The sequence below is a fragment of the Treponema parvum genome, from assembly GCF_017893965.1.
GTDB lineage: Bacteria > Spirochaetota > Spirochaetia > Treponematales > Treponemataceae > Treponema_D > Treponema_D parvum.
Map to the genome: position 1 here is coordinate 2,415,123 of NZ_CP054142.1, position 20,776 is coordinate 2,435,898.

Annotated in this window: 15 protein-coding genes; 7 read left to right on the forward strand and 8 right to left on the reverse strand. The window is 45.1% G+C overall.

The features are described from left to right. The first annotated feature begins 11 nt into the window (after positions 1–11). From HRQ91_RS10655 to HRQ91_RS10665, 3 genes are all read left to right on the forward strand, one after another. On the forward strand, positions 12–911 hold the full coding sequence (locus HRQ91_RS10655; RefSeq protein WP_210119519.1) for an ABC transporter permease: 900 nt from the start codon (positions 12–14) through the stop codon (positions 909–911). Between the two features lie 86 nt (positions 912–997). Next, the gene (locus HRQ91_RS10660) at positions 998–1,906 is read left to right on the forward strand and encodes a carbohydrate ABC transporter permease (RefSeq protein ID WP_210119520.1); all 909 of its coding nucleotides are present in this window, start codon (positions 998–1,000) and stop codon (positions 1,904–1,906) included. Positions 1,907–1,979: 73 nt separating this feature from the next. Continuing rightward, positions 1,980–3,551 (forward strand): extracellular solute-binding protein, encoded by a 1,572-nt coding sequence (locus HRQ91_RS10665; RefSeq protein WP_210119521.1) that lies wholly within the window; start codon positions 1,980–1,982, stop codon positions 3,549–3,551. Positions 3,552–3,559: 8 nt separating this feature from the next. Here the strand turns inward: HRQ91_RS10665 and HRQ91_RS10670 are convergent, their stop codons facing one another. Next, positions 3,560–4,549 carry a pectinesterase family protein gene (locus HRQ91_RS10670; RefSeq protein ID WP_210119522.1) on the reverse strand — a complete coding sequence of 330 codons (990 nt, stop codon included), beginning with the start codon at positions 4,547–4,549 and terminating at the stop codon, positions 3,560–3,562. 239 nt (positions 4,550–4,788) lie between these two features. Between HRQ91_RS10670 and HRQ91_RS10675 the strand changes: the two genes are divergently transcribed. Next, positions 4,789–5,766, forward strand: a complete 978-nt coding sequence (locus HRQ91_RS10675; RefSeq protein ID WP_210119523.1) for an undecaprenyl-diphosphate phosphatase — start codon at positions 4,789–4,791, stop codon at positions 5,764–5,766. A gap of 24 nt (positions 5,767–5,790) precedes the next feature. Here the strand turns inward: HRQ91_RS10675 and HRQ91_RS10680 are convergent, their stop codons facing one another. Beyond that, a complete protein-coding gene (locus HRQ91_RS10680; RefSeq protein WP_246473221.1) occupies positions 5,791–7,581 on the reverse strand; it encodes an ABC transporter ATP-binding protein in 1,791 nt (596 codons plus the stop codon). 227 nt (positions 7,582–7,808) lie between these two features. On the opposite strand from HRQ91_RS10680, the gene HRQ91_RS10685 reads away from it, so the two are divergent. From HRQ91_RS10685 to HRQ91_RS10695, 3 genes are all read left to right on the forward strand, one after another. Then, complete coding sequence (locus tag HRQ91_RS10685; protein ID WP_210119524.1) at positions 7,809–8,354, forward strand: hypothetical protein; 546 nt, start codon at positions 7,809–7,811, stop codon at positions 8,352–8,354. 14 nt (positions 8,355–8,368) lie between these two features. Continuing rightward, positions 8,369–10,114: an NAD(P)H-hydrate dehydratase gene (locus HRQ91_RS10690; RefSeq protein ID WP_210119525.1), complete on the forward strand. Its 1,746-nt coding sequence runs from the start codon at positions 8,369–8,371 to the stop codon at positions 10,112–10,114. A gap of 373 nt (positions 10,115–10,487) precedes the next feature. Continuing rightward, the gene (locus tag HRQ91_RS10695; RefSeq protein ID WP_210119526.1) at positions 10,488–12,575 is read left to right on the forward strand and encodes a glutamine synthetase III family protein; all 2,088 of its coding nucleotides are present in this window, start codon (positions 10,488–10,490) and stop codon (positions 12,573–12,575) included. Positions 12,576–12,585: 10 nt separating this feature from the next. On the opposite strand, the gene purD is transcribed toward HRQ91_RS10695, so the two are convergent. The 6 genes from purD to HRQ91_RS10725 form a co-directional block, all read right to left on the reverse strand. Further along, on the reverse strand, positions 12,586–13,923 hold the full coding sequence (purD, locus tag HRQ91_RS10700) for a phosphoribosylamine--glycine ligase (protein ID WP_210119527.1): 1,338 nt from the start codon (positions 13,921–13,923) through the stop codon (positions 12,586–12,588). 186 nt (positions 13,924–14,109) lie between these two features. Next, complete coding sequence (locus tag HRQ91_RS10705) at positions 14,110–15,939, reverse strand: DUF2264 domain-containing protein (protein WP_210119528.1); 1,830 nt, start codon at positions 15,937–15,939, stop codon at positions 14,110–14,112. Positions 15,940–15,948: 9 nt separating this feature from the next. Next, positions 15,949–17,118, reverse strand: a complete 1,170-nt coding sequence (locus HRQ91_RS10710; RefSeq protein ID WP_210119529.1) for a glycoside hydrolase family 88 protein — start codon at positions 17,116–17,118, stop codon at positions 15,949–15,951. Between the two features lie 13 nt (positions 17,119–17,131). After that, a complete protein-coding gene (locus HRQ91_RS10715; protein WP_210119530.1) occupies positions 17,132–18,907 on the reverse strand; it encodes a glycoside hydrolase family 2 protein in 1,776 nt (591 codons plus the stop codon). A 4-nt stretch (positions 18,908–18,911) separates the two neighbouring features. Continuing rightward, the gene (locus HRQ91_RS10720) at positions 18,912–19,742 is read right to left on the reverse strand and encodes a carbohydrate ABC transporter permease (RefSeq protein ID WP_210117750.1); all 831 of its coding nucleotides are present in this window, start codon (positions 19,740–19,742) and stop codon (positions 18,912–18,914) included. Continuing rightward, positions 19,729–20,628 (reverse strand): carbohydrate ABC transporter permease, encoded by a 900-nt coding sequence (locus HRQ91_RS10725; RefSeq protein WP_210117749.1) that lies wholly within the window; start codon positions 20,626–20,628, stop codon positions 19,729–19,731. Before HRQ91_RS10725 ends, HRQ91_RS10720 begins: the two co-directional genes overlap by 14 nt. Positions 20,629–20,776 lie beyond the last annotated feature (148 nt).

Consider the following 20,776-nt stretch of genomic DNA (forward strand, 5'->3'; position numbering starts at 1 on the left):
AGAGGTGATGTATGAGTTTTAAAGAAATAAAACGCCACAAAGACATATACATGCTTATGGCTGTCCCGCTCGTTTATTTCTTAATCTTTAAATACGTGCCGATGTTAAACGGACAAATAGCATTCAAGGACTTTAAGCCGCGTCTTGGCGTATGGAAAAGTCCTTGGGCGGGATTTAAGTATTTTACTGAATTTTTTAATTCCTATTACTTTTGGGAATTAATCCGCAACACAATAGGCTACAGCTTCGGAAAACTTTTCGTAAGCGTTCCTCTTTCAATACTGCTTGCCGTCGTGCTATTTGAATCGCACCGCAAGTTTTTGCGAAAAATCGTACAGACGCTCACATACCTGCCGCACTTTTTGTCTTGGGTAATCATATACGGAATTTTACTGTCGCTGCTCGCGCCGGGCGACGGCATTATAAACGACGTTATAAAGTATTTCGGTGGAGAACCCATAGATTTTTTAACCAACACAAGGGCGTTCCCGTGGATCGTAATTCTTTCGGATGCGTGGAAGGAGATGGGCTGGGGCGCGATAATATTCATAGCCGCGCTCATGGGCATAGATCCTTCTTTATATGAAGCGGCCATGGTCGAAGGAACCACCGCGCTGCAAAGGACTTGGTACATAACCTTGCCGTCCATACGCCCCGTAATAGTTATGGTTGTCCTTTTAAAACTCGGCACCATATTGAACGCGGGATTTAATCAGATATTTATGCTGTACAACACTTCGGTATACAGCGTTGCCGACATAATAGACACGTGGGTTTACCGGCAGGGTTTATTGGAAGGTCGCTTCGCCTTAGCCACCGCAGTGGGAATTTTTAAAGGAATAATCGGAACGTGTCTTGTTGTATTTGCAAACAGGCTTACAAAACTTACCGCCGATTCCAGCCTGTTTTAGGTTTAATTTCGGCGGCTGTACGGCTCGCCTCGTTAAACTGCGGGTTTCGGATAAAGCCGAAATATCGCTTGTTTTAGGAGATTAAAATGGCTAAAAAGAATAACCGGACGTCAAAAATACTGATGCAAATGACGGGCTCCGACAGAATATTTTACGCAGCCCTTGATGTTTTTTTGATTTTATCGCTATTGGTCATTGCGCTTCCGCTGTGGAGCACGATAACGCTCTCTTTCCGTCCCAACCATTTTATCGGCTCGAACGTCGAAGGCATGTTTCTTCCGCCGTGGAAGTGGTCTAACGCCGCGTACAAAGCCTTGCTCGGAAACCGCGGATTTGCCCTCGCCTTTTTTAACAGTCTTAAAATATTGTTCTTCGGCGTAATTACGGCTCTGATTTTTACAATACCCATAGCATACGGGCTTTCGATACAGACATTGCCCGGCCGGAAATTTCTTAATATTTTCATATTGATTCCGTACCTGTTTAACATAGGCCTTATACCGCATTATTTGGTGATCACAAAATTGGGACTTTCAAATCACCTTGCGGCAGTCTATTTCCCCGTCGCAGTTACAACCTACAACTGTCTTATAATGCGAAGTTTTTTTGAAGGAATTCCTGATTCTCTTAAAGAATCCGCACGCATAGACGGAGCGCCGGAATGGATGGTTTTGGTAAGGATAATACTGCCGCTTTCAAAGCCGATTCTCATGACGATAGGATTATTTTACGGAGTTTCATACTGGAACGACTTTTTTAACGCCATGCTGTATTTGAATAAAAACGAACTGCAACCCCTTCCCATATTGCTGCGAAACATACTTCTTGCCAGCGGAATGAACGAGTATGTTGAAGTAAATGCGTTCGGCGAAGCTCCCATCGCAGCCATAAAAGCGGCTTCCGTATTTATGTCCGCAATCCCAATGGTAATTGCCTATCCGTTCATTCAAAAATACTTTACAAAGGGAACTCTTTTGGGAAGCGTCAAGGGATAAGCGAAGCGCATAAGACCGATAAAACTTTCGGTTACGATAAATAATTATTGCAAATAAATATTTGGAGGATTTTATGAAACTTACAAGATTTTCTGCAGCGGCTCTGGCAATCGCTATGGGCGCCGCATTGTTTGCAAGCGGAGCAAACGAAAAACAGGCCGGCGGCCCGGTTACGATCAACCTGTGGTACGGAGCCGCCGTTACAGAAGCGGGCCCGCCGCCTGCCGGCTGGGAAGTACAAAAGATCATTAAAGAAAAATTCGACATCGATCTTGTATTGACTGCCCTTCCGTCTTCTGACAACGATCAGGATCAAAAAATTAACGCTGCAAGCGCTGCGAACGAACTTCCGGATCTGTTTATGGTTTCCCGCCCTGTTTGGCTTCGTTTGGTGGATCAGGGGCTTGTAGCTCCCGTAGACGACATGTATGAAAAAATGCCCAATCGAAAAACGCACTACGGTAAAGACAGCATTATGCACACTACCATAGACGGAAAATCCTACGGACTGGCTTCGCCCGGTTCTATCATAAGAAATGAAGGCTTGGTTATAAGAAAAGACTGGCTTGACAGGCTGGGCTTAAAAGCGCCTACGAACCTTGACGAGATGATGAAAGTGATGGAAGCCTTTACATTCAATGATCCTGACGGCAACGGTAAAAACGACACTTACGGCTACGGCGCGTTCCTTGAAAATACGCAGGATACGGAAGGGCTTGGACGCAGATTGGAACCTATCATGGGCGCCTTCGGCCTGTGCGGCACTTGGGATATGTCGGCAAAAAATCCGGGATTGAAGATTTTTCGGCCGGAATACTTTGAAGCTCTTTCCTATGTAAAGCAAATGTGCGATAAAAAAGTCATAGACCCAAACTGGCTTTCATATAAAAAAGATGATTTTAGAGCGGCTTGGAAACAAGGACGTTTCGGAATGATGCGCGAACAGAACAGCGCTCTTGCCTCAAAAAACAATTATGCTCCGTTCGATAAAAATTTCCCGAACGGCGAATGGATGATCATAGATCCTCCCAAGGGACCGAACGGTCTTCAGTCTGCAGGCAACTATTCAAACAACTACCGCATCTACGCTATATCCGAATCGGCTGCGGCAGCGGGAAAAAAGGATGCCATAGCTAAACTTTTAAACTGGATGTCGGACGAAGGCCCTGACGGCGGCTATTATATGATCGGCTGGGGTAAAGAAGGCGTAAACTTTATAAAAGATTCAAACGGCATCCCGACAACAAAGGGTATCCCAGATCCTACGAAAGCGTGGAGCAATTCCGAAATAGTAAACATCACACAGCTGCGCAATATGGTATTTTACAACGGAGCTGTAGAAATAAAGGCCCGTTATCCTGCCTATACAACCGACGTATCCAAAAAGATCATGGATCCGGGCGCAATTCTTATCAATATGCAGAGCCGCCCTTGGGAAAATTCAAACGGAATTTCCATGATGCCGCCGCCCAACGCCGACGTAAAAAGGTTTTTGGAACAGGGTGTTTTGGAATTTCTTACGGGAAAGCGACAGCTTACAAGGGCAAATTGGGACGCATGGGTTAAAAACTTTAAGGATATAGGCGGTCAGGCGTGGAATGATGCTGGCGTCGCCGAAGGAAAAAAGAAAAACATATTCCATTGATCTTTGCCTTACGGGAGGCGGCACGCAGCTATTACTTTAAGCTTAATATCCTTTGCCTTTCGGATCATTTCACAAGCTTCTTCATCCGAAAGGCGGCGGGCAAAGCCTCCCAAACCTCCTTCGCCGGTACGGTCCCACTTGTTCTTGTAAACGGAAAAACGGCAAGTTTTTTCATTTTCCGCATTACGCCAATTATCCCATGCTTCATCGCAAATTACATCTGAAAAATCGCAGTTCATCCAGCAGCATTTTGCAAATTCCCGCCAAGGCCGGCCGAGATACACGTTTTTACGCTGCAAGCGGGAAGTCTCGCCGTCTTCGTTGTCTCTGACGACCGTGCATCCGTCAAAAATATATCCTGTTCCGTCTTTAAAACTTGAAGGCGTCGTTATGTAACATTCCGTAGATGAATCTCGCACGCACACGGTACAGTTTTTAAACAATACATCCGCGCTCCCGAAGATAAAATCCACAGTGCCCGAAATAAAGCAATCCTCGTAATACTGTAACGACGGCTTTCTCACGGAATTTTCTTCGGGACCTTTAAAGCCGCCCGGTATGCGCTCTTTTTCAGGCAGAGGAGCTGTAAAAAGAGTGTCCTGATGTCCTAATATTTTAAGATTTTTGCAATAAACGTAAGATGCGGATGCGTACAAAGCTACCGCCTGGCCTACGTCAGTTCCCTGCCCCGCAGTGTTTTCAATAGTAAGATTTTCAAGAAAAACCGAATCTCCCGCAAAATATGCCGTAAAAGAACGGAATGTTCCCGTTTTATAACCGTCCGGATGAATATCTTTGGCGCCTATGTTTCCGCTTATCACAGTTTTTTCAGGATCTTCGCCTAAGATTTTAAGTCTTTTTTTGGCGGAAAAAATCTGCCCTTTATAAAGGCCGGGTTTAAGTTTTATGACAACGTCGTCGTCTTCGGTGTTTAAGGCGTCCTGTATCGCGGTAAAGTCGCCTGAACCGTCGGCAGCGACGGTATATATTCTGCTCATTCTTGCCTCTCTATGGATAATTTTAAAACAAATATGAATTTAATTCAAATTTTATATGGAAAAATTTACAGAATAGTGTATAATATAGTCGTCTATAGCGTCCTGAAAATACCCCGAAGCAGATTTTAGCCGATCGGTCGGGGTGTTTTTTTTAACGCCTCCGATCGCAGCAAACAGCCGGCATTCCTTGAGTTTGCCCGCAAATTTATAAAAGGCGCACACACGTGCAAAGCTATATTATGACAGTATTTAAAGCTATTATCCTGGGTTTAGTACAGGGGATTACCGAATTTTTACCCGTATCGTCTTCCGGGCACCTGTTTATCTTACGCCGTCTGTTTTTGGCAAATGAAATTCCTATTTTATTCGATATTATGCTGCACATCGCAACGCTTGCGGCGGTCGTCATTTTTTTTAGAAAAAAGATAGGGCGCCTGTTATGCGTTTTTGCAAAAATTTTATTTTTTTATCCGGTGTGTAAGTTGCGGCGCGGTTCAAACTATGACCGCGGCGGTGTGCAAACTGAAAATGTAGGCGGCGCACAAGTGGAAGGCATTGGTGATACGAAGACTGAACGTATCGGCGGCCTCCGGCCTGACGGTCTAAGCGGCGCATGCGATGATCCTGGCGACGGCCTTACGGGAACCGACGAGCTCAGTAAAAAAACAATCATTGCCGTCCTTTTGACAACGGTTTTAACGGGCGCGATAGGAATATTTACAAAAGAATATGTCACCGATCTGCCGCCTAAATTTATCTGCACAGGATTTATCGTAACTGCGCTGCTTTTAATCTTATCCTCATCGGCCGAAAAACGTAATAAAGCGGCTTCGGACAAAATTCCTCTGGGAATTTCATGGCGGCAGGCGCTTCTGATCGGTCTTATGCAAGGGATCGGAACACTGCCCGGAATTTCAAGGTCGGGCTCTACAATTTCCGGAGCCTTGTTTTCCGGAGTAGACCGTGAAACCGCGGCGGAATTCTCGTTTATAGTTTCTATTCCCGCAATTTTAGGCGCATTTATCATCGAAATAAAAGACATTGGAAAATTGTCGTCTTCCGTGGGACTTCTTCCCGCCGCGGCGGGCTTTATTACAGCCCTTGTTACAGGATATGTTTGCCTTGCGTTGCTCATGAAAATTATAAAAAAAGGGCGTCTGGAATGGTTTTCGCTTTATCTTATTCCCCTGGGAATAGCGGGCATTTTATTGTTTTAAAGCGCCAGCTGCAAGAGCACTGATTCAGTCGCCGAACTGAGCCGTATACAGGCTGCTGTAAAGGCCTTCGGATTTCATAAGCTCGTCGTGAGTTCCGCACTCCGTGATTCCTTCGTTGTCTACTACGGCGATGATTTTTGCATTTTTAACGGTTGAAAGCCTGTGCGCGATTACAAAAGTCGTCCGCCCTTCGGAAAGTTCTTCAAACGATTTTTGAATCTTCATCTCCGTTGCAGTGTCCAAAGCCGACGTAGCTTCGTCCAGAATCAAAATGGGCGGATTTTTAAGAAAAATTCGCGCTATCGAAACTCTCTGTTTTTGCCCGCCTGAAAGTTTTATTCCGCGCTCACCCACCATAGTGTCGTAACCGTCTGTCATGTTCATAATATCGTCGTGAATTTCAGCGCGCTTTGCGGCTTCGATTATTTCCTGCTCGCTCGCATCGGGCTTTCCGTAAGCTATGTTTGCCCTTATAGTATCGGCGAACAAAAACACATCCTGCTGAACGATTCCTATGCAGGAACGCAAAGATCTTACGGTAACATCCCTTATGTCATGCCCGTCAATTTTTATGCTTCCGCCCTGCAGTTCATAAAACCTAGGCAAAAGATTGCATAAAGTAGTCTTTCCGCTGCCGCTTGGTCCTACCAGCGCAAGTTTTTGTCCGGATCTTACGCTTATGTTTACATTTTTTAAAACCTGTACTCCGTTTTTATATGCAAAATCCACGTTTTCATATTCGACATTGCCTAAAACGTTTGTCAATTCTTTCGCATCCTGTTTTTCAGGAGTTTCGTTATCGCTGCGCATAATTTCGGCAAAGCGTTGGAACCCCGATATTCCGCTTGAATACTGTTCCATAAAATTTGAAAGTTTTTTTATGGGCTGAACGAAAGCGGCCACAAATAAATTTACCGCCACATAGTCGCCGAAGGTCATCTTACCTTTCATTATAAAAATTCCGCCCGTCGCAAGGACTATAACGTTTAGAAGATTCATCATAAAGTCTATCTGGCTGTGAAAGGTCGCCATAGTGCGGTAATATCCGGATTTCGCATAAAAAAAACGCTTGTTTATTTCGCCGAAACGCCTGTTTTCATATTCTTCGTTCGTAAAAGCCTTCGTAACCCTTACGCCGCTGACTGCGGATTCTATTTCGGCGTTCATATCGGCGGTTTTTTCTTTTACCGTTTTGGAAGAGCCCATCATATTCTTTTTTGAAAAATATACCCGCAAGATTAAGATTGGCAAAAGAACCGTGATCACGAGCGCAATTTCCCATCTTATATAAAACAAAAAGCATATTGCGCCGGTTAAGGTTGTAATGGAAATAAAAAGGTCTTCCGGGCCGTGGTGAGACAGTTCGCTCACTTCAAAAAGGTCGTATGTAGCCCGCGACATTATCTTTCCCGTGCGGTGCGTATCGAAAAATGAAAAGGTCTGCTTTTCAAGGTGCGCAAATATATCTCGCCGCATGTCGGCTTCTACGTAAACGCCGAACATGTGTCCGAAATATGTAACGAACCACTGTGCGGCAAAACGCATAAAATAGCAGAGCAGAATTACGGCGAGCAGTATTGCAAAAGCTCTTACCGTTTCATACGACGCCAAATCAAACTGCTTTAAAAGGTCGTTCAAAATATATCTTGAAATTATGGGAAAAAACAGATCTACCGCTGAAATAAACACGGCGCACAGCATGTCCAAAAGGAAAAGACGAATATGCGGTACGAAAAACGATAAAAAATATTTTATATTCGATGCCGGAACATGTCTGGAATCCGGAGGGGACAAAGGATTGTAAGTCATCTTCATTTTGCCATTGTAGCTTAAACGGTTTTATTCCGCAATTGAGCGAGATTGCATAAAACTTTGCGACCGTGATAAGTAAAACCGCGGCAATAAAACACTGCGCCCGTAACAATAAAAAATTGCAGCTCTTTGCCGGCAAAAAACCGTCGTTAAAACACTGCGGTGCGTTGCCGGTAAAACGTGTCATTGAAGCGTTGCAAATTTAAAAAAAAATAGTGTATATTATGAGTATGAAAAAACTTCAAAATATGTTTACTTTTAAATTTTTTACATTAGGCATTCTTTTGTTTTTTTTAAGAGGAGCGAATTTTACCTTTGCACAAACCGATAACTCAAACTTAAAAAGCGCAAAAGAGGAAGGAAAGCAGATGCTTGCGGATATAGGAAGCGCATTAAAAAACATCAGTTCTTCTATAGAGGCTGAAGTAAATAAAGGCGCCTCAAAGGCAAGAATTAAGGCGGCAGAAAAGCTTATAGGCACGTGGACTTTTTCAAACGGGACAAATTATACGGTAATCGTTTTAAATAGCGACGAGACAATGGAGATTACTCAAAAAGCTTTACTGAATAAGAGAACCTGGAAGGGAAGTTTTAATGCGATCGGAAAGACAATTTCTTTTGCAATCTCGGAAGGAAGCGATTCCGGTAAAACATGGGAATTGAAATACAATCTGGTGAACGACAAGAGTATGCAGATTACCTGTTCCGAAATTCCCGACGATTACGGCGGTTATGATTTTTCAAATTCTGCCGTGTTTTTTAAAAATTCGGATTAAGGTAAGATTTTGGTATGAAACCGCTTTTTGCCGATACAAGACTTCTGGATCAAGCTGCGATGGATGCCTTCGCTCTCACCGAAGATATTATGATGGAAAACGCCGCAGCAGCTCTTGAATTTGCCGTAAGGCATAGACTGGGCGATATAAACGCGGCGGCTTGCAACGTACTCATAGTAACGGGCGGCGGCAACAACGGCGCGGACGGCATAACCCTAGCAAGGCGGATGAACGGCGAGAGCCGGGTATCTGTGTATCCTGCAGCGCCGCCAAAAAGCAAAATGTGCGTCTTACAGTGCGAGAGGGCTAAAAAAGCCGGCGTCGCTTTTTTAACTGAAAGAGAAATAGGAAAAAATATCCTTTATGCCGACGTAATAGTCGATTGTATTTACGGCAGCGGTTTTCATGGAAAATTCGATAAAAAAACCGCAACCCTTGTAAAGCGGATAAACCTTTCAAAGGCATACAAAATAGCTTGTGATATTCCCAGCGGAATAGACGCAAACGGTATCATAGAAACAAAGGATTCGGACGGGAACCTTCTCGCTTTTCGCGCGGATAAGACCATAGCTATGGGAGCTTTAAAGACGGCTTTTTTTAGCGATGCGGCAAAGGATTTTTGCGGCAAAGATATTGTACTCGCCCCTCTTGGAATCGGCAATAAAAAATTTGAAACCGCACCCGTCGTGCCAAGCGCGGCGGCTGGGGCGCCTGACACGGCAGGCGCGCCTAAAGAAAAAGTCCCGCCCGAAGCGTTCCTTCTTGAAAAAAGCGACATGAAACTTCCGTATCGCACGCTGCAAAATGTAAACAAGGGAACCTTCGGCCATACGGCCGTGATCTGCGGAGAAAAACCGGGAGCGGCTTTAATTGCGGGAAGCGCGGCCTTTGCCTTCGGAGCCGGCTTAGTCACGCTGGTGCATGCAAACGCCTGCCGGCCGGAAAAAACGGCAGCCGAGTCCGGCGACGGAACGGCAGTCAAGTCATATGACAGATCGGCAACCTGTAACAACTCCTTTGAAAAAGGCGGCATATCGGACAGCCCGAGCGGTTTGAACAAAAATCTTTGCTTTTACTGCCCGCCGGAACTGATGCAGTCTTCTGTCATTCCTTTAAATACAAAGTCAATAGCGCTCGGAATGGGGCTCGGTACCGACGAAAAAGCCGCTAAAGACATTTTAACTTCCGTACAAAATTTGCTGCTGAAAAATAAAAACATATATTGCGTGCTGGACGCGGATATGTTTTCTATGCCCCAAGTAAAGGATTTTCTTGAAGCCTTCGCTCTTTCCGAAAAAGAAAGACGGCTTGTGCTTACGCCGCACCCTAAAGAATTTTTGTCTTTGCTGAATATATGCGGAATATACGGCGACTGCGAGCTTTTAGAAAAAGAAGCGCAACCGCCTTTGTCCGTGGACGAAGTCGTCAAAAACAGGATAAGCCTTTCAAAGCAATTCTTAAAAAAATACCCCGGAGCCGTTCTTCTTTTAAAAGGAGCAAACGTCTGTATTTCGTGTTCGACGGAAAACGGTGAAATTTTTACAATGATAAATTCCAACGGGAACCCTTGTCTTGCAAAAGGCGGATCGGGCGACGTCCTTGCCGGAATGACGGCGGCTTTATTGGCGCAGGGCTATACGGCGGTAGACGCCGCAGTAAGCGCGTCTTTGGCGCACGCGTTTGCCTCAAAAAAAGCTGCAAAATGCACCGCATACGGACTTACGCCTTTTATGCTTATAGAAAAAGTAAGATCCCTATAAAATCCCAAACGCCGGCGGAAGTCTTATCGCCGTGCAGGACTATGCGCGACACGTTCTGGTATTGCGGCTGCGTACCGGATCTTGTGCCGTGATCGCGTGTTGTTGCCAGGTATTGCGGTTACGCGACACATTCTGTATCGCAAAAGATCTATTGCGGTAAACATGCTTAAAATTTTAAAAAAAACACAAAAAATCAACTCTTTTACGGTAAATTGCATGATTTTTCATTAAAATTCTCAAAATACTTGACAGTCTTACTGCAAATCATTATAACGAATTTCGTAAATATCGGGAAATATCGTCGACAAACAGCGGCTTCTTGCATTTTTGCATTTAAATGTTTGCGCGGGTTTAAGATTGCAGGGAGGATTTTATGCAGAATGTACAAGAAATTTTCGGCAGTATGGTTTTCAACCTCAAAGTCATGCAGGAAAAACTGCCGAAGGACACGTTTAAAACCCTAAAAAAGACCATTGAGGACGGAACTCCGCTCGAACTGGACGTGGCAAATCAGGTTGCACACGCAATGAAAGAATGGGCTATCGAAAAAGGGGCCACACACTATACCCATTGGTTTCAGCCTTTAACGGGGATTACGGCCGAAAAACATGAAAGTTTTATCGTGCCTACGGACGACGGCGGCGTAATAATGAGCCTCAGCGGCAAGGAATTGATCCGCGGGGAACCGGATGCCTCTTCGTTTCCGTCTGGCGGCCGCCGTGCGACTTTTGAAGCGAGAGGATACACGGTCTGGGATCCTACCGCTTACGCCTTTGTAAAAGAACATTCTCTTTGTATTCCTACGGCCTTCTGTTCATACACGGGCGAAGCGCTTGATAAAAAAACGCCTCTTCTGCGCTCAATGGAATCCATAAGCAAACAATCGGTACGCATACTGCGCATGTTCGGAAACAGAACCGTAAAACGCGTGGCGTCTTCTATAGGGGCGGAGCAGGAATACTTTCTTATTGACGAAGCTCTTTACGAACGGAGAAAAGACTTAAAGGTATGCGGCAGGACGCTGTTCGGTTCCAAGCCGCCGAAAGGGCAGGAAATGGACGATCAATACTACGGCGCCCTTAAAACAAGGGTAAGCGCTTATATGGAAGATCTGAACACGGAACTGTGGAAACTTGGAATACCTGCAAAAACCGAACACAATGAAGCGGCTCCCGCGCAGCACGAAATGGCTCCGATCTACACATTAAGCAACGTCGCCGCAGATCAAAATCAGCTTACCATGGAAATCATGAAAAAAGTTGCGGCGCGGCACAAGCTCGTATGTCTGTTGCATGAAAAACCTTTTGCCGGTGTAAACGGAAGCGGTAAACACAACAACTGGTCGATACAGACTAACGAAGGCGAAAACCTCATGGATCCCGGTAAAACTCCGAGAAAAAACGCGCAGTTTTTACTTTTTTTGACGGCCGTCATAAAAGCTGTCGATGAAAATCAGGATTTGCTTCGTATCAGCGTCGCAAGCGCAGGCAACGACTTAAGGCTCGGCGCAAGCGAAGCTCCTCCGGCAATAATCTCGATCTATCTCGGCGAAGAATTGGAAGCCGTGCTAGAGTCAATTAAGGACGGAACGCCGTATAATGAAGCTTCAAATCAAAAAATGACGATAGGCGTAGACGTGCTTCCCGCCATACCTAAGGATACGACGGACAGAAACAGGACGTCCCCGTTCGCATTTACCGGCAACAAGTTCGAATTTCGCTCTGTAGGTTCTTCTCTTTCAATTTCCGGCCCGGCGACGACTTTAAATGCCATCGTTACGGACAGCCTTAAAACCTTTGCGGACGAACTTGAAGGTTCAAAAAATTTCAACGCTGACCTTCAAAATTTAATAAAGAGGGAAATTACCGCCCATTGGAAAATCATATTTAACGGCAACGGATATGATGCAAATTGGTTAAAAGAAGCAAACAGGCGCGGGCTTATGAATTTAAAGTCGCTTCCGGACGCCATAGCCGAATATCTAAAGCCTAAGAACATCAAACTTTATACGCGAACGGGCGTTTACAGTGAAATAGAAATGCGCGGCCATTATGAAGTGAAAATTGAAAAATACTGTCAGGTCTTGAACATAGAAACCGAAACCATGCTTGAAATGATCAGGAAGGATATTCTTCCGGCTGCCTTTAAGTACATGAAAGAAATCAGCACGGCCGCCGCCGCGGTAAAAAATCTTGTTAAAAGCGCCGAATGCAAGGCGGAAACCGCTCTTATAAAAGCTCTCGACATCCTTACGGACGATCTTATGGAAAAAGCGGAGAATCTTGACGCCGTTCACCTTGAAGCAAAAAAGCTTACGGGAATAGAAAGCGCCAAATTTTATGCGGCTAAGGTTATTCCTGCGATGACGGAGGCTCGGGCTGCGGCAGACAAGATCGAACCTTTGATTGCTGAAGAATTCAAGCCCTTCCCGAGCTATGAAGATCTGCTTTTTCACATATAGCAAAAAAGCGTTACAATTTTACGCTTTCGGCCGCGCCGTCAAGCCCTATGTCTTTCCGGTAAAACATTCCCTCAAAGGAAACGGCCTTTAGCGCCTTATATGAATTTTCCCTTGCTTCGTCAAATGTTTTGCCGAAAGCGCTGCACGAAAGAACTCGTCCTCCGTTCGTAATGAGCCGGCCGTCCTTTTCTACTGCGCCGGCTGCAAAAAGCTTTGCGTCCGCAGCCGCTATAAAGTCTTCATTCACGGTAACGGTTTTTCCCTTTTCATACGCTTCAGGGTATCCTGAAGAAACCGCAACCGGCGCCACGACAAAACCGTCTTTCCATTTACATGAAAAAGAAGAAAGGGTTTCATCCGTGATCGCACGGCAAAGAGCGGCAAAATCAAAATCCGCCATGGGAAGTACCGCCTGTGTCTCAGGATCGCCGAGCCGCACATTATATTCCAAAAGTTTAGGTCCGTTTGCCGTAAGCATGAGACCGAAAAAAATAAACCCGCGGTAATCCGTCTTTTCGGCAATTAAGCCGCGCAGCGTCGGCTTAAGGATATTCTTGTCAAAGGCGGAAAACACTTCGTCGGTAACATCGGAAAGCGGGCAAACGGCGCCCATTCCGCCGGTATTCGGTCCCTTCGCCCCGTCCAAAAGGCGTTTATGATCCCGTGCCGGAAGGAATGGAACTATGACTGCCGTTTTCAAAGCGGAAGTTTTTTCAGTAACGCATACTGCGGCAAGAACGGAGATTTCTATGCCTTCAAGATAATCTTCTATGACTATTTTTTCTCCGGCTTCTCCGACCTTACCCAATTCCATAAGGTTTGTAACCGCTTCATGAGCTTCTTGCACCGTCGCCGCGACAACGACTCCCTTTCCCGCAGCAAGTCCGTCGGCCTTTATCACGACCGGAGAGCCGTGATCTTCAATATAAGAATGAGCTTCTTTAGGATCGGTAAAGGTCTTACTCACAGCGCAGGCAACATCGTATTTATGCATAAAAGCTTTTGCAAAATCTTTGCTCGCTTCAAGCTGCGCTCCGTCTTTTTTAGGGCCTACGCAAGGGATTCCTTCCGCCCAAAACAGATCTGCAGCTCCTTTTGCCAGAGGTTCTTCGGGTCCGATCACAGCCAGATCGCAGTTTTCATGTTTTGCAATAGCTACGTAGGCGGCCAAGGATTTATCCCCGTCTAAATAGGAACAATCGGCCGGATCAATGTTTTTACATTTTTTTTCATGCGCCGTTCCGCCGTTGCCGGGAACGCATATGACCTGTGAAACAAGCGAACTTTGCGCAAGTTTCCAACTTATGGCGTGTTCACGGCCGCCTGAACCGACAACGATAATCTTCATGTTCTTAATTTAATCGAAAAAAAGCATTTTTTCAATGATAGGCATTTGAACGCACAGTCCTATACGTATTACGATCAGCCGCGGCGAATTGCAATGAGCGCGGGAAATTTTTAATACTGTTCCAATGCCCGGCCGCGCACGGTACAAAAGAGGTTAGACGCAATGCCTAACCTCTTTCCGCAAACCCTATTTTAATTCAAGTTTCTTACCGTCAATCGTCAAAATTCCGGAAGTCACATCGTAATGTACGGCAGGAATTTTATCCATATAACCTGTGTTTGGAGACGCGCCGGTTACGCATATGTGATAATTTTTTTTGCCTTTTTTAATTTCTCCAGACAATACGGGAACCAAAACGCAGGACGCCATGTTGTTCAAATTCGGAGCCGGCATGATGTACGAAGCTTCGCGCTCGTTAGACGGATCGGCTATGTAAGAAAATCCCCACGGAAAGATCAGCGAAACGTCCGATTTTGCCTTGGACTTGGCGTTTACGGGCAGTTCAAGATCGAAGTCTTTATACCTGGCAAGACCAAATCCGCCTTCTTTGGTTAAAAGATCTCTTTGCGAAGTTATTATATGAATCCTTATGTGAAAGCATCCGGCAGGAATAAGATACGTGCATATCTCTGTGTCGTCATACGGCTTCCATACGGTTTTGCTGTAATCTTCGCACATTTCGACGGACTCGCACTTCCGCCGCTGCCGCCAATAGCCGTCTCCCGTCCCCACATAAAGCATGGAATCGCACCCTGTTTTTTCAAATCCGTAATTGCTTATCGAGCATGAAAAACCGAATTTCGCGCTGTATGCAAACTTGGCGTATTTATCGGCCGCATGATTCATCTGATATTCAGGATACTGTCCGCCGTTAAGAAGCACAACGTCTTCTTTCGTACGTGAAAAAATTATGCGCGGAACTTTCAAGCACTTTACATCAGGCAGCTTTGGCAATTCTTCTTCTTTGCTTGTCCAAAACGGATGATCAGCAGGCAGCGCCAGCATTAGATAAGTTTTAAACGCCCAGTATGGAGAACCCGGAGAGTTATACTGGTCAGCGATGGTAAGATCCGGATAGCGGTAACCTACGGTGAGCATGCCTTCGCGATCGAATATGGGCTGCTTGAACCACCACCTTAAATTTCTAAGAATGATGCCCTTCATTACGCCCCACGGCAAAACTTCGATTCCGGCAAAAGCGCAGGCCGAATAAAAGCTCACTACCGCAAAGCGGTATGTGAGGCTTCGTCCGTAAGGTACAAAAAGTCCGTCTTCGGTTAAATAGTGAATGTGTTGTTTTGCAAAAAGTTTTACCCTCTCTTCATATCGCTTGCAGCGTTCCTTGTCCTTGTCTTTTCTAAAGTAGTAATAGATCATCGAATAAAACTGTATCGCAAAGGGATTATAGTTATCAAACGGTACCGCATCCCTGTACCAGCCGTCGTCAATGTAAAAACTTTCAATCAGCGCAAGATCGTTTTCAAGTCTCTCTTCATTTACGGGACGCCCGACCTGTTCAAAAAGAAGATTTACCAAAATGCGAAAGAATTTCCAGTTGTTTTCGCTGAACGAACGGCCGTTTACCATATCCAGCCATTTATAAATTCTATCCTGCTCAGCTTTTGAATATCCGTCCCAAAGTTCTTTTTTATTCAGCATGACGGCCAATGATATCGCCGCCATTTCTACGATGCGCTGGTCAAAATCATGAACGTCGCCCCAATAATAAGGAGAAGAAGGATCGGTTCCGTTGGAAAGTCCTTCTTTATACACAGACAGGCCGCTCCACTTGTAACCGCCTGCAAGCAGCGGGCCGATCCCCCATAAAAGTCTGCTCCAGCCCTCAAAAAGCCCCACTCGGTCGCAATAAGTCGTGCTTCCGTTATAGTTGAACAAGCCCGTGTTCCCCATAACGAATTTATCCATACACGGCTCCAGCATTTGAACAAGACTTTTAACGACATCGTTTCTGTCTTTTAAAGGATTTTTTGTTATTTCAAATTCATAAGTTTTCATTTTATCTGCCTACCAAAACAATCTGTGATGATATAAAATACGGTCCAAGGCTTCCATGTAAAAGTAATCGCCCCAAATATTGCATTCGTCGATTCCCTTGTTGCCCGGCTTGCTGTACACCGCATGCTGCAAAATGCCGTTGGATTTCAATCCTTCCGTAGTATAAGACGCCGCCAGAGATTCCATGATAGAAAGAGCGGCTGCCTCATAAACGCATCTGTCTTTGTCCGCAACGGGAAGAAGCGAAGCGAGTTCCATCAAACCGCAGGCGCCTATAGCTGCGGCGGAACTGTCCCGCTCTTCGTTCCCGGAAGTGAATATGAGATCCCAATAACAGACGTTGTCTTCAGGCAGGCAATTAAGGAAGTGATTGGCAAGCCGCTTTGCCGCTTCCAAAAGAGAAAAATCTCCCGTATATCTGTAATTAAGACAGAACCCGTAAATTCCCCAAGCCTGTCCCCTTGCCCAGCAGGACGAATCGCTGTAGCCTTGAGCGGTTTTTCCGCGAAGAGGATCTCCTGTTTTAACGTCAAAATAATATGTGTGGAAAGTCGTGTCGTCGTCTCTTATGAGAAAACGCTTTGATTTTTCCACATGGGACTTTGCAGCATTCGCATACAGGTCTTTTTGCGTGGCTTCCGACGCCCAAAACAAAAGCGGCGTATTCATGAGACAGTCGATTATTATCCTACCCATGTTGTTCACGTCGTCGGCGCTTCCCCAAGCCTGAAGCACTCCTGTTTTTGCGCCGTACCGCTCCATAAGAAGGTCTGCCGCCTTTATTGCAACTTCGCGCGCCTTTTTATTTCCCGTAGTCAAATATTCCGCCTTTGCCGAAAGTATGTACAAAAAGCCCAAATCGTGAGTCGCCGTATTTATGCGCTTTTCAAGTCTGTTTTCATAATCAGTCAAAGTCGATTCTGCGGCGGAACGGAACTTTTTATCGCCGGTGCTGTTGTATGCCTGCCAGAGCATTCCGTTCCAAAAGCTGCTTGTCCATTCGGTATTTGCAATTTTAGGATATATCAAATTTACGCTGGCGGGAGTCGGGTACCCGTCGGTAAAAGTTTTGATATTCTCCGCGGTTTTGCTCACCGCGTAATCCATGGCTTTTTGCCAAAAAGGAATTCCTTTGGGCTTGTGATTTAAAAAATCATCTTTCTTTTTTATCTGTTCCATAAAATAAAACCTCTCAATCAAGCTCGGCGTAATAATCTGCAACCACTTTAAAAGCAAGCTTTCTTCTTTTGTGGTCGGCGTCTATCAGCCCCTTCCGGTTAAAACCTTGCTGATACCTGTTCTGCCGGCGCACGGCACGAAAATCATAAAAGATCCACGGCGTAGTTCCCTGAATAAAAGGAATTTTTTTCATCGTTTCAAACTGCTTTTTGTAGAGTTCCTCCTGATATTCCTCAGTCCACATAGTGTCTGCGGTTCCATGATTTCCGTATTTTGCACCCGCTCCGAACTCCGTAATGACTACCGGTTTTGTCAGCTTTGTGTTATTTAAAACAGTGATCAAATCGTCAAAATTCGGTTCGTACCAGCCGTAGTATTCGTTGTTTCCGATAATATCAAGCTCGTCCATAAGCCGGTCTTCAAGGCGCATCTTTACATGGTTTACGAGACAGGCCGCGCTAACGAGCCTTGTATTATCAAGCCGTTTTGCAGTGCGCGCAAGATCGCTCATAAACTTAAGCCTGTCGTCGGTATCCGCATTTTCGTTTCCCACAGACCATATGATAACGGAAGCGCGGTTTTTATCGCGCACGATCAGTTCCGTCAATTGATTTTCTGCGTCCTTGTAGGTAGCGGGATTTGTAAAATCGATCGCCCAATAGACGGGAACTTCCTCCCAAAGCATAACACCCGTTTCGTCGGCGATCTTCGCAAAACGCCTTGTGTGAGGATAGTGCGCCAATCGCAAAAACACGCCGTTCATATCTTTGAGATTTTGTATTGTCGCACGAATTTCATCGTCGTTCGTGGTTTTTCCAAGCGTTTCGTGGTCTTCGTGAACACAGACGCCCTTTAAATAGCGCGCCTTGCCGTTAAGGTAAACCTTCATTTTTTCAACTTTGATTTCCCTAAATCCGATCTTATCCGAAATTTCATCGTCGTCAAAAGAAAGCGAAACATCGTACAGTTTGGGATTTTCCGGGCTCCACAGCTCAGGAGAGGCTGAAATCTCAAGACTTCCCTTGCCGTTTGAAACGCTTACTTCTTTTTTTATGTCCAATTCGGGAATGCAAAACACAGCCTTGCCCGTCTTAGCCCCGTCTATTTGGAAATCGAGCGCGATCTTTTTATAGCCGGAACCGGGAACAAGCCTTACGAACCAGTCTTTGATCAAAACCTTAGGAGTCCTTACAAAGTATACGTCGCGGTACAATCCCCCGTAATTAAACCAGTCCGTATTGCTCATGGGAACTCGCGAGTCGTCTCTGGCCGCGTCTACAAAGACCATTATCTTATTGAAACGCTGCAAGAGTCCTGTCGTTTCTACCGTAAACGGAGTGGAACCTCCGTCGTGGAGCGCGACAGGTTTATTGTTCAAAAAGACATAGGTTCTGTATTGAGCGCCCTCAAACTGAATAAACGTTCTTTCGCCCGCCTTTTTTTCGGCATAAGTAAATTCCCTGTAATACACGCCCATGCCTTCGTAATAAAACAATTCCGGAGACGTCATGTTCCAACAGGAAGGAACGTCTATGAGAGGCCAAACCTGAAAATCAAAGTCGCACGGAAGCTCCCGTCCGTCTTCCGAAAAACGTTTTTCCTCATACCACTGCCCGCGCAAAGCCGACTCATAGGGATCCGCCGTAAAATTCCACTCTCCGTTGAGGGATTCCAAATCTCTCCCGTCTATGCACAGCGCATCTTTGGCCGTCTTTACAAACGGAAGGAATTTTGACCGATAATCTTTTTCATGAATGCTTGACTCAAAATTACCGCTCTTCTTTTCCATAATTTCACCCCTTAATACCCGAGGAAGAAACTCCCTCAATAAAATATCTTTGCCCGAACATAAAAATTATCAGGACGGGAATAATAGAAATCAAGGCAGCAGCCATCTGCGGCCCCCAATAAACATACTGTTCGCGGACAAAGTCCGTCATTCCCAGCGGCAGAGTTTTTAGTTCGGGAGTAGTGATGTAGATCAACGGCGTAAAAAAATCGTTCCAGAAAAAACGGAATGACAATATGGCCTGAGTTACCAGGACGGGCTTTGCCATGGGCAGCATTATCTTAAAGAAAATTATCCATTCGCGCGCGCCGTCGATCCTTGCCGCTTCTATATACGTATCCGGAATGGACAAAAAATACTGTCGTATAAGAAACGTTCCGAAGGCCGTAAAAGTGCACAAGAGTATGATAGCCAAATGGGTGTCGTACAAATTCAGCGTGCGCATTATCACAAACTGAGGAATAGTAACAGCCTGCGACGGGATCATCATGGAAGCAAGGTACAAACCGAATATGAAATTGCGTCCCTTCCATTGCATTTTGGAAAACACGTATCCGCCCGTAGAAGCCGAAAACAACTGCAAAATCGTTATGATCGACGTCAGTTTGATCGAATTCCATATGTACAGCGGAAAATTTTCACTCAGCTGAGCAAAATTTGAAAAGATTAACTTGCGCGGAATCAAATGAAACGGAAAATCGAAAATTTCACTTTCATTTTTAAAAGAAGAAGACAAAACTATGACGATGGGCAAAAGCGAAATTACCGTTATAAACAACAAAAAAACATATTTTACGAACTTACCGATCGTTTTCTTTGTATTATACGATATCATAAACCACCCACTTTTTTTGACCGTAATTTTGGATCAGCGTAACCGTAAGAATTATGATGAGAAGAACTACGGATTCCGCAGATGCAAACCCGAACCTGTAATACATAAAAGCGTTTCTATAGATGTCAAACGCAAGCACGTTCGTGCTTCCGGCAGGGCCTCCTCCCTGCTGGCCGCCCGTCATGACGTAGATGTAATCAAACGCTTGAAAACCCCTTATAACCGCAAGCGTAATCGCATAAAACAACACGGGAGAAATGCCCGGCAAGGTGACGGCGATAAACTGCTGGATTTTTCCGGCTCCGTCAATTTCTGCGGCTTCATACAGCGAAGAATTAACGTTCTGAAGAGCCCCTATCAGCAAAACCATATAGTAGCCTACGCTTTGCCATATGGAAACCATCATAATGACGAGCAAAGAAGTCTTTTCGCTTGCAAGCCATCTGGAAGTAGGCAAATTAAAAAACTTTAAAAATCCGTTCATAAGGCCGGAAGACGGCTCGAAAATAAACATAAAGGCCAACCCAACGGCAACGGAAGAAAGAATATTCGGAATATAAAAAGCGCTTCTGAAAAAGGTGCTGCCCCTGAACGGACGGGCAAGAAAAAGCGCAAATACCAAGCCGATTACTATCTGAAAAAACACGGTAACCGCCATGTATTTGAAAGTAAGAAAAAGACTATTTAAAAATTTTGCATCCGCAAACGCTACCACGTAATTTTTTATGCCGATAAATTTAAACTTTGCGCCGCCGGAATAATTGGTAAGTGAAAAGAAAACGGCCATAACCAAAGGAATAAATATGAATATGATAAAACCTATAAAACTCGGAAAAAGAAACGACATTATAGTCAGCCGCCGTATACCGTCGTGCTTTTTGTCCATGTTTCACCTCCTAAAATACAATACCGTGAAAAGTCCGCAAAAAAAAGCGCAGGGAACAAGTATCCCTAATATTTAAATAGGCTGCCGAAAAAGTAACAGACTTTTGAGGCAGCCCCTTTTCCAACTTTTTCGCCGGTCATGAAACGGT

Bases quoted from the DNA above. Each gene is read 5' to 3' on its own strand.
- HRQ91_RS10690 (WP_210119525.1), top strand. From the start codon at position 8,369: ATGAAACCGCTTTTTGCCGATACAAGACTTCTGGATCAAGCTGCGATG.
- HRQ91_RS10665 (WP_210119521.1), top strand. From the start codon at position 1,980: ATGAAACTTACAAGATTTTCTGCAGCGGCTCTGGCAATCGCTATGGGC.
- HRQ91_RS10660 (WP_210119520.1), top strand. From the start codon at position 998: ATGGCTAAAAAGAATAACCGGACGTCAAAAATACTGATGCAAATGACG.
- purD (WP_210119527.1), bottom strand. From the start codon at position 13,923: ATGAAGATTATCGTTGTCGGTTCAGGCGGCCGTGAACACGCCATAAGT.
- HRQ91_RS10715 (WP_210119530.1), bottom strand. From the start codon at position 18,907: ATGGAAAAGAAGAGCGGTAATTTTGAGTCAAGCATTCATGAAAAAGAT.
- HRQ91_RS10675 (WP_210119523.1), top strand. From the start codon at position 4,789: ATGACAGTATTTAAAGCTATTATCCTGGGTTTAGTACAGGGGATTACC.
- HRQ91_RS10655 (WP_210119519.1), top strand. From the start codon at position 12: ATGAGTTTTAAAGAAATAAAACGCCACAAAGACATATACATGCTTATG.
- HRQ91_RS10720 (WP_210117750.1), bottom strand. From the start codon at position 19,742: ATGATATCGTATAATACAAAGAAAACGATCGGTAAGTTCGTAAAATAT.
- HRQ91_RS10685 (WP_210119524.1), top strand. From the start codon at position 7,809: ATGAAAAAACTTCAAAATATGTTTACTTTTAAATTTTTTACATTAGGC.
- HRQ91_RS10680 (WP_246473221.1), bottom strand. From the start codon at position 7,581: ATGAAGATGACTTACAATCCTTTGTCCCCTCCGGATTCCAGACATGTT.
- HRQ91_RS10670 (WP_210119522.1), bottom strand. From the start codon at position 4,549: ATGAGCAGAATATATACCGTCGCTGCCGACGGTTCAGGCGACTTTACC.
- HRQ91_RS10725 (WP_210117749.1), bottom strand. From the start codon at position 20,628: ATGGACAAAAAGCACGACGGTATACGGCGGCTGACTATAATGTCGTTT.
- HRQ91_RS10710 (WP_210119529.1), bottom strand. From the start codon at position 17,118: ATGGAACAGATAAAAAAGAAAGATGATTTTTTAAATCACAAGCCCAAA.
- HRQ91_RS10695 (WP_210119526.1), top strand. From the start codon at position 10,488: ATGCAGAATGTACAAGAAATTTTCGGCAGTATGGTTTTCAACCTCAAA.
- HRQ91_RS10705 (WP_210119528.1), bottom strand. From the start codon at position 15,939: ATGAAAACTTATGAATTTGAAATAACAAAAAATCCTTTAAAAGACAGA.